The organism is Clostridium sp. KNHs214 (assembly GCF_000744935.1).
Lineage (GTDB): Bacteria > Bacillota > Clostridia > Clostridiales > Clostridiaceae > Haloimpatiens.
In genome coordinates, this window is sequence record NZ_JQMW01000009.1 from 71744 (window position 1) to 86795 (window position 15052).

Annotated in this window: 16 protein-coding genes; 7 read left to right on the forward strand and 9 right to left on the reverse strand. The window is 31.2% G+C overall.

The genetic code is table 11. The annotated features are described in order from the left end of the window. Positions 1-64: 64 nt before the first annotated feature. Positions 65-1768 carry a peptide ABC transporter substrate-binding protein gene (locus tag CC89_RS02985; protein WP_035288873.1) on the reverse strand — a complete coding sequence of 568 codons (1704 nt, stop codon included), beginning with the start codon at positions 1766-1768 and terminating at the stop codon, positions 65-67. Between the two features lie 493 nt (positions 1769-2261). Between CC89_RS02985 and CC89_RS02990 the strand changes: the two genes are divergently transcribed. The 5 genes from CC89_RS02990 to CC89_RS03010 all read left to right on the forward strand — a co-directional run bounded on the left by CC89_RS02990 (position 2262) and on the right by CC89_RS03010 (position 5603). After that, positions 2262-2672 (forward strand): SHOCT-like domain-containing protein, encoded by a 411-nt coding sequence (locus CC89_RS02990; RefSeq protein WP_035288876.1) that lies wholly within the window; start codon positions 2262-2264, stop codon positions 2670-2672. A 46-nt stretch (positions 2673-2718) separates the two neighbouring features. Further along, complete coding sequence (locus CC89_RS02995; protein ID WP_035288878.1) at positions 2719-3024, forward strand: hypothetical protein; 306 nt, start codon at positions 2719-2721, stop codon at positions 3022-3024. 255 nt (positions 3025-3279) lie between these two features. Beyond that, entirely contained in the window at positions 3280-4356 is a 1077-nt protein-coding gene (locus tag CC89_RS03000; protein ID WP_081896944.1) for an FAD:protein FMN transferase, read from the forward strand. Between the two features lie 73 nt (positions 4357-4429). Next, entirely contained in the window at positions 4430-4813 is a 384-nt protein-coding gene (locus CC89_RS03005; RefSeq protein WP_035288881.1) for a NusG domain II-containing protein, read from the forward strand. A 274-nt stretch (positions 4814-5087) separates the two neighbouring features. After that, positions 5088-5603, forward strand: a complete 516-nt coding sequence (locus CC89_RS03010; RefSeq protein ID WP_035288884.1) for a Gx transporter family protein — start codon at positions 5088-5090, stop codon at positions 5601-5603. 63 nt (positions 5604-5666) lie between these two features. Here the strand turns inward: CC89_RS03010 and CC89_RS03015 are convergent, their stop codons facing one another. The 8 genes from CC89_RS03015 to CC89_RS03050 form a co-directional block, all read right to left on the reverse strand. Continuing rightward, on the reverse strand, positions 5667-6500 hold the full coding sequence (locus CC89_RS03015; RefSeq protein WP_035288887.1) for an RnfABCDGE type electron transport complex subunit B: 834 nt from the start codon (positions 6498-6500) through the stop codon (positions 5667-5669). Between the two features lie 16 nt (positions 6501-6516). Then, positions 6517-7095 carry an electron transport complex subunit RsxA gene (rsxA, locus tag CC89_RS03020; RefSeq protein ID WP_035288890.1) on the reverse strand — a complete coding sequence of 193 codons (579 nt, stop codon included), beginning with the start codon at positions 7093-7095 and terminating at the stop codon, positions 6517-6519. A 112-nt stretch (positions 7096-7207) separates the two neighbouring features. Next, a complete protein-coding gene (gene rsxE / locus CC89_RS03025; protein ID WP_051931436.1) occupies positions 7208-7873 on the reverse strand; it encodes an electron transport complex subunit RsxE in 666 nt (221 codons plus the stop codon). Further along, complete coding sequence (locus CC89_RS03030; protein WP_035288893.1) at positions 7873-8448, reverse strand: RnfABCDGE type electron transport complex subunit G; 576 nt, start codon at positions 8446-8448, stop codon at positions 7873-7875. The genes rsxE and CC89_RS03030 overlap by 1 nt, the downstream gene beginning before the upstream one ends. Further along, the gene (locus CC89_RS03035) at positions 8449-9384 is read right to left on the reverse strand and encodes an RnfABCDGE type electron transport complex subunit D (RefSeq protein ID WP_035288895.1); all 936 of its coding nucleotides are present in this window, start codon (positions 9382-9384) and stop codon (positions 8449-8451) included. Positions 9385-9400: 16 nt separating this feature from the next. Next, a complete protein-coding gene (gene rsxC / locus CC89_RS03040) occupies positions 9401-10723 on the reverse strand; it encodes an electron transport complex subunit RsxC (protein WP_035288898.1) in 1323 nt (440 codons plus the stop codon). Between the two features lie 958 nt (positions 10724-11681). Continuing rightward, a complete protein-coding gene (locus tag CC89_RS03045; RefSeq protein WP_035288901.1) occupies positions 11682-12155 on the reverse strand; it encodes a hypothetical protein in 474 nt (157 codons plus the stop codon). Positions 12156-12361: 206 nt separating this feature from the next. Then, entirely contained in the window at positions 12362-12565 is a 204-nt protein-coding gene (locus CC89_RS03050) for a cold-shock protein (protein ID WP_035288903.1), read from the reverse strand. A gap of 543 nt (positions 12566-13108) precedes the next feature. Here CC89_RS03050 and CC89_RS03055 point away from each other — a divergent pair. Further along, the gene (locus tag CC89_RS03055) at positions 13109-13831 is read left to right on the forward strand and encodes an ABC transporter ATP-binding protein (RefSeq protein ID WP_035288905.1); all 723 of its coding nucleotides are present in this window, start codon (positions 13109-13111) and stop codon (positions 13829-13831) included. Continuing rightward, the gene (locus CC89_RS03060; protein ID WP_035288907.1) at positions 13831-15015 is read left to right on the forward strand and encodes an ABC transporter permease; all 1185 of its coding nucleotides are present in this window, start codon (positions 13831-13833) and stop codon (positions 15013-15015) included. The genes CC89_RS03055 and CC89_RS03060 overlap by 1 nt, the downstream gene beginning before the upstream one ends. Positions 15016-15052 lie beyond the last annotated feature (37 nt).

Here is a 15052-nt window from a genome sequence, read left to right on the forward strand (position 1 = left end):
TTCCATATATTTTAACTATTATAAGCTTTTATAGGAGCTATTTGTAAAATCATTTTTAATATTATTATTTACCTCTTCCATCAGTATAAGCGTATTTAAGTTCTACGCCACTGCCGAATAAAGGAGTCATTAAGTTTTTAACGTATTTGTATCTGTAGGTATTTCTTCTGGAATAAGTTGTAGGAGCTATAACTGCATCTTCAACTAGGAGAATTTTTTCGGCTTCCTTATAAGCTTCTAATCTTTCTTTTTCATCTATAGAACTCATAGCTTTCTTTAAGAGCTCATCATATTTTTTGTTTGACCATCCAGTTGGAACTATTCCAGCTCCACTCATCCACATGTCAAAGAAAGTATTAGGATCGTTATAATCTCCAATCCAAGCCATACCAGCTACTTGATAATCCATTTCGTCTGTTCTTTTTTGAAGTATATCAAAGGTCATATATTCAGCTTTTATATTAACACCTAATGCCTTTTTATACATTTCTTGTTCATATTCAGCTGCTTTTTTAGTCTCGGCATCTGTATTACCATGTAAAATTGTAACTGTTACTTTACTTGGGTCTGGATCCATTCCTAATTCCTTTAATCCTTTTATTAAAAGTTCCTTAGGATCTTGATTATCTTCTATCATCTTTTTAACTGGCTCTTCTTTAGCTATTTCTCTATAGTCTTTTCCATTTAGTTGAATTGTTGGTGGGCACCAACCATATGCAGGAGCATTTACACCATAAGTTATGACATTAGCGTAATCATCTCTAGTGTATGCAATAGAGAATGCTTTTCTTATATTTGCGTTGCTGAATAATTTATCCTTTTGATTAAAGAACAAATATCCAGTAGATGGCCTAAAACCTTTTATATTCTCCATTTCATCTTTCTTTTGCTCAAATTTCTTTATCCATTCAGGTTTAGTAACTCCACCAGAATCTAATGTGCCGTTTAATAATGAACCGTAAGCTGCATTAGCTTCTTTTATTATTTTAAAGTTAACTTTTTCAAGTTTAACGTTATCCTTATCCCAATATTTATCGTTCTTTTCAAGTAATATTTCTTGTTGATGCGTCCATTCCTTAACTATAAATGGTCCACAATATACTTCTAAGGTACTTGCTTCTGTACCATATTTTTCACCATGCTTAGCTACTATATCTTCTCTTTGAGGAAGGAATAATTTAAAGTATGTCAAATCAAGGAAATATGGACATGGTTGTTTTAATGTAAATTCTAGAGTTTTATCATCTACGGCCTTTACTCCAACTGCATCCTTAGAACCTTTACCTGCATTATATTCGTCTGCCCCTTTTATTGGGGATAGCAAGAATGCATAACCAGAAGCTGTTTTAGGATCTAATGTTCTTAGTATGCTGTACACAAAATCTTTTGCAGTAACCTTTTTGCCATCTGACCAATTATAATCTCTTAAGTGGAAAGTCCAAACAGTACCCTCTTCGTTATGTTCCCACTTTTCTGCTCCAGCAGCTTTTATAACGTCTTTACCATCTTTGTCCTGTTCAACTCTTGTTAAACCTTCATAGACTTCTGTAAAAATTTGTGCACCGTAATAATCATTAGATCTAGATAAATCTAGTGACTTTGGTTCAATACCTAAATTAAGATTTAAATATTGTTCTTTATCCATTTGAGTTACCTTAGGTGGATCTTTTTTCTTGTCATTAGGTTTTTTCTCTCCGCATCCCACCAAAGCTGTAGAAATCAATAAAGTTGTGCCAAGAACAAGTGATATTAATTTTTTACTCTTCAATTTATAACCTCCCCTTATAAATTTATAGTTAAGAATTAAAATTTATAGTAACAACAATACATTGTGCATATAAAATTTATTTTACAAGTATTAAAAAGGAATACTTTAAAAGTAAAAAGTATATGTTAGTATTGCTGGATAATATATTATATTACCCAGTATATGTTAATAGTACAAAAAAGTGTTACAAGTTATTTACAAATATAGACGAAAAAAGTGTTCATATTTTTCAAATTCATTATGATGTTATAATTATGAAATTTCTCCTCCATGACTTGCATAAGAGCTCGAAACAATAAATTTAAACAGTTCCTTTGCTTCTTATGCAAGTCATTCCAGAGAAATTTCATAATTCAGGTAATGTAATGCTTTTGTGGGATAATCATAATTATTAAGAAAATACAATAAACATAAAATAATATGTAGGTCTTAAACAATGTCAAAATTAGTAAAAAAATATTATTCAGCAGTATATTAGATGGGGGAAGTTTATATGAACGATGAAGTAGAGAAAGTTTTAAAAATGGTTGATGAGAGAAAAATATCTTATGATCAGGGGGCAAAATTAATAGCTTCAATAAACAAATCAAAAAAAGAAGAAACAAGTATATATGATTTTCATAAAGAGTCAGCTGATAAGCAGTTTTATGGAGAAAAGATGCTTAAAATTAATATTTTATCCTCTAAGGGGGATAAAATTAATTTAATACTTCCTATAAAGGTGGTTAAAATTATATTGAAGTCAAAAAGCAAAATTAACAAATTAAATGTTAAAGATTCCAAAGGAGTAGATTCTGAAGCTATAAAAGAATTAATTATAACGGCAATTAAAAAAGGTATTGAAGGAAAGATAGTTGATTTAAAAACTCCACAAGGAGATATTATTGAAATAATAATAGAATAGGTGAACTATTAATGCATAGGTAGAGTAATTATATGGGGGAGTTTAGGTGAAAGTTCATATAAAAAATAATGACGGTAAAGAAAATGTAGTAAATATACCTTTATGGCTTTTAGGAATTGGCAATGGTAAGTGGATTACGAAACTTATAAATAGTAGTACTACACATAATAAGAATATCGCGGAAAAGTGCTCAGAAAATAATTGGGAAGGAGCTTTGGAAAGTTTAAAATTTATTCAGGAGATGGATAAAAAACAATTAAAGAAGTGTATAAGTATTTTAGATGAATATAAGGGATTAAAAGTGGTAGAAATTAAAAGCAACCATGGAACTTATGTTAAAGTAGTTATTTAAATATGGGTATGTAAATTTGGAGATAGGCATTATTTTTTATTTCAGATTTAATTAAAAAATTACATTTAAAATCTACGAAAAACATGTTAAGTATGCTAATATAAGAATGTATTTAAAGTAGAGAAAGTTATCAAATTTGACATTTTAGGATGTTTTGTTTACAAAAAAAGTACTTATATAAGGTACTGTAGATGCAGGCAAACTTAAATTAATATAATAATTTTGAGCTGCATATAGGATAGGGGAAATCTAACTATGGAAAAATTAAAGTTATTGAAAAAAACTATAAAAGAAATTAAACGTTCACTAATAATATGCATTATATTAGTTATGAGTATTACTATGCTTGGATGTGAAATGAATAAAAAAATAGGGGGAATAAAAAAGGAAAGCAATAAGCAAACCTATGCTATGGGGACTATAGTGAGTTTAAAAGTATATGGTGAAAAGGCAGAGGAAAATATAGAAGAAGCTATAAAATTACTTGGAAACATAGAAGATAAGATGTCTGTAAATAAGGAAAGTAGTGAAGTAAATAAATTGAATTCTTCATCAGGTAATAAATCGCAAAAGGTAAGTAAAAAAACTTACTATGTTATAAAAAAGGCTATGGAGTACAGTAAGCTTTCAGAGGGAGCCTTTGATATTACAGTGGAACCTTTAGTTAAACTATGGGGCATAGGAACAGATAAGGTAAGAATACCTTCAAAGGAAGAAATTGAAAAAGCTAGAGAACTTATAAATTATAAAAATATAGAAGTTAATGAAAATGGACAAATCTATTTGAAAAAGCAAGGAATGAAAATAGATTTAGGTGGCATAGCCAAAGGTTATGGTGCAGATGAGATAAAGTCTATGCTTATAAAAAATGGAGTAAAAAGTGCTTTTATAAATATAGGTGGAAATGTAAATCTCTTGGGAAGTAAAACAGATGGCAACCCATGGAAAATAGGAGTTCAAAATCCCCTAAAGGATAAAGGAGAATATTTAGGTATTCTAACTGTATCGGATAAATCCATAGTAACCTCAGGAAACTACGAGAGATACTTTGAGAAGAATGGTAAAAGATATCACCATATTTTTGATGTAGCTACAGGATATCCAGCAGAGAAGGGACTTATAAGTACTACTATAGTTTCAGACAAGTCCATTGATGGAGATGCCCTATCTACAACCACTTATGTGTTAGGATTAGAAAAGGCTATAAAGCTTGTGGAGAGCCAAAAGGGCGTGGATGCAATTTTTGTGACTAAAGATAAAAAGGTTTATGTTACTTCTGGATTAAAGGACAGCTTTAAACTTACGGATGAAGAATTTCAATATGTTAACTAGCAAAGTTTAGGAATTAATATAGATTAAGTAAGTACATAAGCATTAGAAAATTAGATAGATCAAGGAGAAGAGTATGAAAAAAGGAGATAGAATTGTATTAGTTACTATAATGGTACTAATCATTTGTAGTATAGTTGGAATTTTGGGTTATAGGTATTTTTATAAAAATGGCAAAGCAGTAGCTATAATAAAGCAGAATGGTAAAATAATTAGAACTATAGATCTTAGCAAAGTTACCAAGAAAGAGGAAATAAAAATACCCAGTGCAGATGGACATTACAATATAATAAAAGTAGAAAAGGGAAAAATTAGATTTATGGATGCAGATTGTCCAGATAAAATATGTATAAAGTCAGGATGGATTAAAAAGCCTGGAGATAGCGCAGCTTGCCTTCCTCATAAAATTATAATAACAATACAGGGGCAAAATAGTGAAGTGGATGATGTAGTATATTAATTAGGAGATAGGTAAGAAGTAGTAGGTAAAAGGTAAGAAGTAATAAGTAATAGGTAAGAAGTAATAAGTAAGAATTAAGGATAAAACTCAAAGAGTTTTTTATAATTAATTTGTAAGTAACAGGTGATAATTAATAGTTGTGCTAAATTTTTTTTAGAGCTCTTACCTCCTCTACAAATTGGAATTTTAAATTAAAAAAGTTTATTTATGTAAGATAGAGATTAAGATTTATGTGCGAAAGTTAAGTTATTAAATTAGAGATGGATGTGTTGACATGAGGGAAGGTAATAATTTTAAAAAAAGTTTAAATAAAAGAGTATTTTTAAGTTTAATGGTAGCAGTGGCCCTTGGAATATATGTAATAGAAGCGCAAATTCCTGTGATTTTTCCAGGAATAAAATTAGGACTTTCAAATGTTGTTTCACTAATAGTGCTCATAAGCCTTGGGGGTAAAGAAGCTATTTTAGTAATGTTTTTACGAACTTTACTAGGAACTATGTTTACGGGAACTCTGTCCTCATTCTTATTCAGTATAACAGGGGGATTACTTAGCAATATAATATCCATAATAATGTACAAAAAATTTAGCAAATATTTTAGCATAGAAATAATAAGCATAGTGGCAGCGGTATTTCATAATTTAGGACAACTTTTGGTGGCAGCATTTATAGTACAGGACTTTAGAATATACATATATTTTCCGATTTTAATGATATCTGCTTTGATTACAGGATATTTTATAGGTTTAGTAGCTAAATATTTTAACAAACATATAGTTAAAATCATCTAAATCGAAAAGGGTAGAAACAACAAAACGACAAAAAACGGTAGGTGACTGTCACCTACCGTTTTTCTAAACAGCTTCTTCTTTAGCAAGAATAAGCTTTCCATCGTGAGCTTTAAGCACCTTAGTAGGGCACTTTTCCACGCATTGCATGCATAGAGTACATTTAGTACTATCTACTACAGGAAGATTGTTTTCTAAGACTATAGCACCGCTAGTGCAGTTTCTAGCGCATAAACCACAGCTTATACATCCAGCGTCACACACTTCTTTTACTTCCTTTAGTTTATCTTTTGAGTTACAAGAAACTCTTATTATTTCAGAAACAGGTTTAATTTCAATGACATGTCTAGGACATATATTTGCACAAGCACCACAGGCAGTACATTTTTTTTCATCTACAACTGCAATACCATTTTCAATGCTAAGAGCTCCAAATTGACAAACCTTAACGCAACTTCCAAGTCCAAGGCATCCAAAGCTGCAAGCTTTAGCACCACCGCCAGGAAGTACAGAAGCTTCTAGGCAGTCCATATTTCCATAGTAAGTACCTTTCATTTTTGCAGTTTCGCAGCTGCCTATGCATTTAACAAAGGCTTTGGTAGGCTCTGCAGCTTCAACCTTAACACCCATTATTTCTCCAATTTTTTCAGCAGCAACAGCGCCGCCTACAGAACAACAATTTGGCTTAGCAGCACCATCTACTACTGCTTGTGCATAGGCATCGCAGCCTGCATAGCCACAGCCGCCGCAGTTAGCACCAGGTAGACAGTCTTTTATTAAAGGCACTCTCTCATCTACTGGTACATGGAACTTCTTAGAAGCGTAGCCTAAAACTAAACCAAACACAAGACCTAATCCCCCTAAACTTAGGGCAGGAAATAATAAACCATTTACATCCATTTATTCACACCTCCCATTAATGAATTAATCCTTGGAATCCTAAAAAGGCTATGGACATAAGTCCAGCTGTAATCAATGAAATAGGAAGTCCCTTCATAGCCTCAGGCATATTTTTGTTTCCGTCCATTCTCTCTCTTATACCTGCAAGAAGTACAATAGCTAGCATATATCCAAGGCCGGAACCCAGCCCTGAAACTACAGAACCCAATAAAGTATATTTTTCATTCATGTTGATTATAACAACACCTAAAATAGCACAGTTTGTAGTTATAAGAGGTAAGAAAATTCCAAGAGCCTTGTAAAGGGACGGACTTTTCTTTTTAATAACCATTTCCACAAACTGAACCAAAGAAGCTATAACCAATATAAAGGCAATGGTGTACATGTAAGGTATATTTAAAGGAATTAAAATAAAATTGTACACTATATAAGAAATAAATGATGCTAAAACCATAACAAATGTAACAGCAAGTCCCATACCTGCTGCAGTTTCTATTTTTTTAGAAACTCCCAGGAAAGAACAAATTCCAAGGAATTTAGATAAAACAAAGTTATTAACTAAAAGGGAACTAAAAAATATTAAAAATAAATTCATAGAGTTACCACCTCTCTTATGATCTAGATGATTTTTGAATAAATCACTATAAAATTGGCTACGGAGTTGATTTTATAAAACAACTGCCGCGTATTTATTATGAAGCCTATTACTAATGTTTTACAGAGCAATGAGCACAGTTTCCGTCACAGCCTTTAAATTCAGTAATTCTCTTATTTTCCTTTGATTTTCTTGCATTAAATAAGTTTATTAACGCCATTAAAATTCCAAGAGTGAAGAAAGCACCAGGAGCTAATATCATTATTATTGCAGGCTGAAATGAAGACGGCATAACTTGATATTCAAATATCTTTCCAGTACCTAAAAGCTCTCTTATAATACCAATTACAGTAAGAGAAAGAGTAAATCCAAGACCCTGTCCAAGACCATCAAAAATAGAAATTATAGGGCCATTTTTAGAAGCAAAGGCTTCTGCTCTTCCAAGAATAACACAGTTAACAACTATAAGAGGAATAAAAATACCAAGAGCTTTATACAAATCAGGCACATAGCCTTGCATTAAAAACTGAAGTAAAGTAACAAAACCCGCAATAACAACTATAAATGAAGGAATACGAATTTTGTCTGGAATAAATTTTCTAAGAAGAGAAATAACAAAGTTAGAACCAATAAGCACTACAGTAGAAGCAATTCCCATACCTATACCATTTTTGGCACTGGTAGTTACTGCTAAAGTAGGACACATAGCTAAAACTTGTACGAAAGTAACATTCTCAGTTAAAATACCATTTTTTAATCTTTCTAAAGGGCTTGCCATTAGTTATTCCCTCCTTTTAAATTGTTTTTATAGAAATTAACAGCGTCATTAACGCCTCTAGTTATAGCCTTTGAAGTTATGGTAGCTCCAGTTATAGCTTGTATTTCATTGTCTTTAGCTGAAGAAGCCTTAGTAACCTGTAACTCTTTTTCTATGGATTTTCCTTTATATTGACCATAGAAAGCAGGCTTTTGAGAATTAGCTCCTAGTCCAGGAGTTTCAGATTGAGATAAAACCTTAATGCCTTGAACCTTTCCATCAGTTGAAATTCCAACCATTAATTCTATGTTTCCCCCATAGCCTTTAGTATTAAGCTTCATGGCATAACCAACAGTTTTACCGTTTTTTAAAGCTTCATTAACTTCCACAATGTTTTCAGTTAATTTAACATCTTTCTTTTTAAATGTATCACTATTAGTTAATAACTCTTGCATAGCTTCTTTATTTGTCTTATCTGCTTGAACTGCAATTGGTTCCTTTGTAACAGTATAAGCGCAGCCAAGTATCAATCCAGCAAAGGCAGTTATTACTAATAAAAGAATGCCTAATTTAAGAGAACTTTCTTTTTTATTCATTTAATTCACCTTCCCGAACTTTGTTGGAATTACATATTTATCTATAAGAGGAACAAATAAGTTCATTATAAGTATTGAATAAGAAACACCTTCAGGATAAGCGCCACTGAATATACGAATAACTGATGTCAAAACTCCGCATCCTATAGCGAAGACAACTTGTCCTTTTTTAGTCATTGGACATGTAGTATAATCTGTAGCCATGAATATAGCACCTAGCATAAGTCCGCCAGCAAATATTTCATAAAGTCCATTTCCAGTCATAAATCCATTTCGACCTATTACAGTAGTTAAAATAAATACTGTTCCCACATAAAATACAGGTATATGATATGAAATAACTCTTCTATATAGAAGATAAGCAAAACCTATAAGTAAAGCTAAAGCAGAGGTTTCACCAATACATCCTCCCACATGACCTACAAATACATTCATAAGTGATGGAAGACTTCCTTCAGCACCTTTTAAAATAGCTAAAGGAGTAGCAGATGTAGCACCATCTATTGTCCAATTCGTCATAGCTGATGGCCAAGAAGATAGTAAAAATGCTCTACCAGCTAAGGCAGGGTTCACTATATTTTCTCCAATGCCTCCAAAGAATTGTTTTACAACAATAATTGCAAAAGCACTGCCTATGGCTACCATCCAAAGTGGAATGGATACGGGCACATTAAATGAAATTAAAATACCAGTTACCACAGCGCTTAGATCATTTATAGTAATTTGTCTTTTAGTTAATTTTTGCCAAAGCCACTCTGAAAAGACTGCCGAAACTATAGCAGTTATCATTACTAGAGCTGCTCTAAATTTAAAAAAGTATATTCCAGCTAAAGCTGCAGGAATTAAAGCTATTATCACATCTCTCATTATGCCCTTAACAGTTTCATTAGATCTAATATGTGGAGATGAAGATAAAGTTAACATTGATTCATTCATATATGTCACCTCTTATCTATTTTTTTCTCTTGTTAGCAATAACAGTACGTTTGCCAACTCTTAGGGATTGAACTAAGTGGTTTTTAGCTGGACATACGAAGGTACAGCAGCCACATTCAATGCAATCCAATCCATTTAATTTTTCAAATTCATCAAACTCATGTCTTTCACATAGAGAATGAAGTGTTCCAGGCATTAGATTCATTGGGCACGCTTCTATACACCTTCCACATCTAATGCAACTAGTAGGTTCAGGCATGAAGCCTTCTTCTTTTGTAAGGCATAAAACTCCAGAAGTACCTTTCATTGCAGGTACATCCAAAGATGACAGGGTCATTCCCATCATAGGACCACCGGAGATAACCTTTACAGGAGCTTCTTTAAATCCACCACAGAATTCTACTAATTCCCTTATAGAAGTACCCAACTTAACTCTAAGATTTTTAGGTTCTTTGACAGCTCCACCTGTAACAGTAACAATTCTTTCAGTTAAAGGAAGACCTAAAACCACTGAGTTATAAATTTGATAAACAGTACCTACATTTTGAACCACACAACCTACATCTGCAGGAAGCTTTCCTGAAGGTACTTCACGATTAGTTATAGAATAAATAAGTTGCTTTTCAGCACCTTGTGGGTATTTAGTTTTTAGAGCTTTAACTTCTATGTTAGAATAATTCTTACATAATTTCTCCATAAGTTTAATAGCATCTGGTTTGTTATGTTCAATGCCTACATAGCCTTTAGCCTTAGGAAACATTTGTAGAATAATGTTTAAACCTTCTAATATTTTATCTCCTTGTTCTAGCATTAATCTATGGTCACAAGTTAAATATGGCTCACATTCAGCAGCATTGACAATTATTGAGTCTATATTTTTGTCTGCTGGAGGATTAAGCTTAACATGAGTAGGGAAAGCAGCGCCGCCCATACCAACTATTCCAGCATCTTTAATTATGTCTAGCAATTCTTCTTTGGAAAGTTTAGTGTAGTCTCTTTTTTCTTCATTACTAGAAAAAGCTTCATATTGATTGTCATCTTCCACTATTATAGAAGTAACCTTAGTGCCACCAGCAGTAAGCATAGGGGCAATATTTTTAACTGTACCAGATACACTGCTATATATAGTAGATAACCCAAATCCATTAGCTTGTCCTATTTTTTGTCCCACTAAGACTCTGTCCCCTTTTTTAACTAAAGGTTCACAGGGAGCACCTATATGTTGGGACATAGGGAAAACTAAATCTCCCTTTGGAAGATAATCTTCTATAGGTTTATTTTCACTGAGATGTTTACCATGTGGTGGATATATACCACGTTTAAAAGTTAACAAGTTCATAACCATATACTTCCTTTCTTGCTGAATTATAGTGAAAGAAACTAGCTGTGTAAAAAAATAGTTTTTTCATAGAATATATAATACAGCTTCAAATATATAATAATACAGTATAAAGCAAAGAAAAAAATATTTCTACAATATTATTAAAAAAATGAATGAATTTTTAAAAAATGTATCATTCACATGATAAAAAAGGACTATTTTTTTACAAATTAAGATAAAAAAGTGATATAGTAAAAATAAGTAAGCGGATTTTGTACTAATATGATACATGTAAAAATAAAGATAAATAAGCTGAGGATTGTTGATTACTTTAATAATAAAATAACAAGCTTATAGTATTTAGCTGGAATTTCAATGTAAATATAGCATATAATAAACTGGATAAGTAGGGTACTATTCATTACTTTTACAGTTGCTAATTATTAAAATAATTAAATATTATCTATATTGATCAATGGGTTTGTGAAATTTTTTTGATGGTTGCATAAATATTACTTGTAGCAATTTAAATATATATGGTGAAAAAAATCATCATAAAGGATACTGTTATATAACTGATACATGAAATTATAAAAACTGTTATAATAATAACAGGTTACTTAAATAATTTTTAAGGATTATATGTAAGTTTATTGAAATTACAAACGCGGTTAGTATAAAATAAGGTTAAAAGTATAAGATTCTAGGGTATATTTTACATTTTAGTATAATAGTGATAATGAAAAAAATAATTTAAGGGGAAATATTATTCTTATGTAGGAAATATGTAATACTAATTGCTAGAATTTTATCAATTAATGGTTAAATTCATGACAAAAACAAAGATGAATTTTATATGGAATAGTTCAGAAATAGCTGGTGAAAGCAATAGTATTGTAAGTAGGGTTAATAATTTAAAAATGCTATTATGAAAATACAGAAAAATATTTTCATAATAGCATTTTGGGGTATGTTTTTAGTAAGAACTCATTTGTTGTAGAACTTCCATATACCTTTTAGAAACATCCGGACAAACAGATAATAAGCTGTCTACAACATAGTCAATATTGCTATCATCGATTTTCTTGCCACTAGAGCCATTGTCAAAGATTTTGTTTTCAGTAGTTAGGGTATTGTATACAGTATTTACAATAGGAGATTGCATTACTTTATCATTTTCTAAACACTGATTTGAAAAGTATAATTCATCCTCTTCAACTATAAATTGAGCGTATACATATTCTTTTTCGCATTCAGGTGAAGAGCAAGGGTATTTTGTGTGTTCTACATGTTTAAGATCTAGTATGTTACTTTCTTCTTTACGAGTTAAAACACATCTTAATTCAAGCTCTAAAAGTCTAGCTTTTATATGTTCAGAAAAGTTTTGTCCTAATTCTGAAATGAAACGCTTAGTAGATATAGTTTTTTTCATATTATAATTTTTTCTCAAAATTACCGACCTCCTGTATATTTTTCAAATAGTTATCACAAGAAACCGCAATGATTCTATTTGTTATGAACCTTAATTTTAAAATATAAAATTTTACATAATTTACATAAAATATTCTTAGTCATATAAAAAACCACCTTAAAAAAGGTGGAAGAATATCGCTATATAAAATAAGCTAAAAATTCATAAATTATTAAGTTATTAAATTATAGTCTTGTAACGTTAGATGCTTGAGGGCCTTTAGCGCCTTGCTCTATTTCAAATTCTACTTTATCGCCTTCATCAAGACTTTTTCTTCCTGATTGTCCTTGGATTGATGTGTAATGAACGAAAACGTCATCTTCACCTTCAACTTGTATAAATCCAAAGCCTTTTTCTGCATTAAACCATTTAACTGTTCCTGTTTTCATTAAAAATCCTCCTAAATTAAAACACGTTGATTTTTTATATTATATATAAAGAGTGTTTTATTACTTATTACTATTATACCACAATAACAGAGAAATAACCAAAAAAGTTTTAAAATTATTATTTTAATATATATATTAAGAATAAGCAACAGAAAATTGTAAAAAAATATTAGTACATGGCATAAATTTAAGACATTATATATTAGTGTGTTAGATATTAGAGTGCTAGTTTGCAAGTATGCTAGGGAAGAATGATTTTCCTTTTGTACCTTACTGTGGGTTAATCATATAATAAGATATTATGTAAAAAGTGACTTAAGTCATGAAATACAGTTACTTAAGGTAATTGTAATGAATTATCCATTTCTGTATAATATAATTGGTTGTAAAATTTGGTATACGAAAGCAGAGGCAATTTTTTATAACCAAGAGCTTGGCTATATATTACCTATTATAAATTAAACTGCAATTTAAGTTAAAATATCTTATTGTAAAATTAACAATTAAAGAAGAATATAAACCTAAGGATAGGGGGGTATGAAAGTGATAGAAGTTAAAAATTTAAGCAAAAGCTTCAAGGATGTACAAGCGGTTAAAAGTGCTAGCTTCACAGTAAATAAAGGTGAAATAGTAGGACTTTTAGGAGAAAATGGTGCTGGTAAAACCACCACATTGAGAATGCTTGCCACTATGTTAAAGCCTACAGGTGGTAATGCGGAGATAAATGGTTACAGTATTATAGAAAAACCTCAAAAGGTAAGAGGAGAAATAGGTATTTTATTTGGTGGAGATGTAGGGTTATACGATAGACTTACAGTAAGAGAAAATATAAGATATTTTGCTGAGCTGAATGGCATGAGCAAAAAAGAAGCTGAAGACAGCATAAATTACTTTGTGGAAGAGTTGGAGTTAAAGGAGTATATGGACAGAAGAGTAGGAAAACTATCAAGAGGTATGAAACAAAAGGTTTCTATTGCCAGATCTATTGTGCATAAACCTACAGTTATGCTATTTGATGAACCTACCACAGGACTAGATGTAACTGCTGCGAAGCTTGTGCATGACTTTATATTGCAATGCAAAGAACAGGGAAAATCTATTATATTTTCAAGTCACAGCATGCAGGAAGTGGAAAAACTTTGTGACAGAATCATTATTATTAACAAAGGAAAGATCATTGAAGAAGGCACCATAGGATATTTTAAAGACAAATACCAAAGCAAGAGTATGGAAGACATATTTATAAGACTGGTAGGTGATAAATAATGAATATAGTGTCTATTGTTTATAAAAAAGAATTAAAAGACATGTTCAGAGATAAGAAAACTTTAATAGCAGCTATATTAATACCTCTTCTAATGTATCCAATAATTTTTGGATTCATGGGAAAGGGAATGAAAAGCAATATGGATTCTGTAAAAAAAGAAATGAATGTAGTAATAGTTGATAAAGGAAATAGTAAATTAGGGCAATTAATAAAATCTCAAAAGAATATAAAATTAAAGGAATCCAAGGATGTTTTTAATGATGTAAAGGAAGGGAAAATCCTTTTGGGTCTAGAGATCCCAGAGAATTTTGATAAAAATGTAAATGAAGAGAAAAAAGCGGATATTATTATAACTATGGACAATACAAGTCAAAAATCAACTATGGCTATGTCAGAAATAAATGCCATTATAGATCAGTATTCTAAGGCTGTAGTAGGGGCTAGACTTAAGGCTAAAAATATAGATACATCTATATTAACTCCTGTAAATCCCGTTATAAAATCTGCAGAAAAGAAGGAAAATGGAGTAGCTAAAATGATGTTATCCTTGCTTCTTCCTATGATGCTTATAATGTTTGCTGCATCAGGTCCTATAGCTTCAGCTACAGATTTAGGAGCAGGTGAAAAGGAAAGAGGTACACTAGAACCATTATTAACTACTCAAGCTAGCAGAATGTCACTACTTTGGGGTAAATTTTTAGCTATAACTACCATGGGAATAGTAACATCTATAGCTTTTATATCAGGACTAGGTATATCCATGAAAACTTCACCAGAAGCTTTTAATTACGGTGTAGATGGAGCTAAATTCAGCATGGAGCCTAAAACTTTGCTTATTATAGCATTAATAACTGTACTTCTTACTATGGTTTTTGGAGCACTAGCTCTTGCTATAAGTATTTACGCCAGATCCTTCAAGGAAGCTCAAACTTACTTGACTCCTTTAAGCTTTATAGGAATGCTTGGTTTTACATCTTACTTCATAGAACCTAAAAATATGTCTATGATATTCTTAAACATCCCTGTGGTAAATGCCACGGCAGTTATAAAAGAACTTATTTTGGGAATGTTTAATGCAAAGCATTTAATAATAGTGCTTGCATGGATGGCAGTTTACATTGCTTTATCTATATCCTTTGCAAGGTATATGTTTAGTAAGGAAGAAGTTATATTTAGAACTTAAAATAAAAGGGCTGTGGCACTAAGAATAAATACTACGA

Excerpts from the sequence above, each read along its gene's own strand:
- rsxE (WP_051931436.1), bottom strand. The coding sequence starts at position 7,873 with ATGGCAAGCCCTTTAGAAAGATTAAAAAATGGTATTTTAACTGAGAAT.
- CC89_RS03060 (WP_035288907.1), top strand. The coding sequence starts at position 13,831 with ATGAATATAGTGTCTATTGTTTATAAAAAAGAATTAAAAGACATGTTC.
- CC89_RS02990 (WP_035288876.1), top strand. The coding sequence starts at position 2,262 with ATGAACGATGAAGTAGAGAAAGTTTTAAAAATGGTTGATGAGAGAAAA.
- rsxA (WP_035288890.1), bottom strand. The coding sequence starts at position 7,095 with ATGAATTTATTTTTAATATTTTTTAGTTCCCTTTTAGTTAATAACTTT.
- CC89_RS03005 (WP_035288881.1), top strand. The coding sequence starts at position 4,430 with ATGAAAAAAGGAGATAGAATTGTATTAGTTACTATAATGGTACTAATC.
- CC89_RS03050 (WP_035288903.1), bottom strand. The coding sequence starts at position 12,565 with ATGAAAACAGGAACAGTTAAATGGTTTAATGCAGAAAAAGGCTTTGGA.
- CC89_RS03000 (WP_081896944.1), top strand. The coding sequence starts at position 3,280 with ATGGAAAAATTAAAGTTATTGAAAAAAACTATAAAAGAAATTAAACGT.
- CC89_RS03010 (WP_035288884.1), top strand. The coding sequence starts at position 5,088 with ATGAGGGAAGGTAATAATTTTAAAAAAAGTTTAAATAAAAGAGTATTT.
- CC89_RS03035 (WP_035288895.1), bottom strand. The coding sequence starts at position 9,384 with ATGAATGAATCAATGTTAACTTTATCTTCATCTCCACATATTAGATCT.
- CC89_RS03030 (WP_035288893.1), bottom strand. The coding sequence starts at position 8,448 with ATGAATAAAAAAGAAAGTTCTCTTAAATTAGGCATTCTTTTATTAGTA.
- CC89_RS03015 (WP_035288887.1), bottom strand. The coding sequence starts at position 6,500 with ATGGATGTAAATGGTTTATTATTTCCTGCCCTAAGTTTAGGGGGATTA.
- rsxC (WP_035288898.1), bottom strand. The coding sequence starts at position 10,723 with ATGAACTTGTTAACTTTTAAACGTGGTATATATCCACCACATGGTAAA.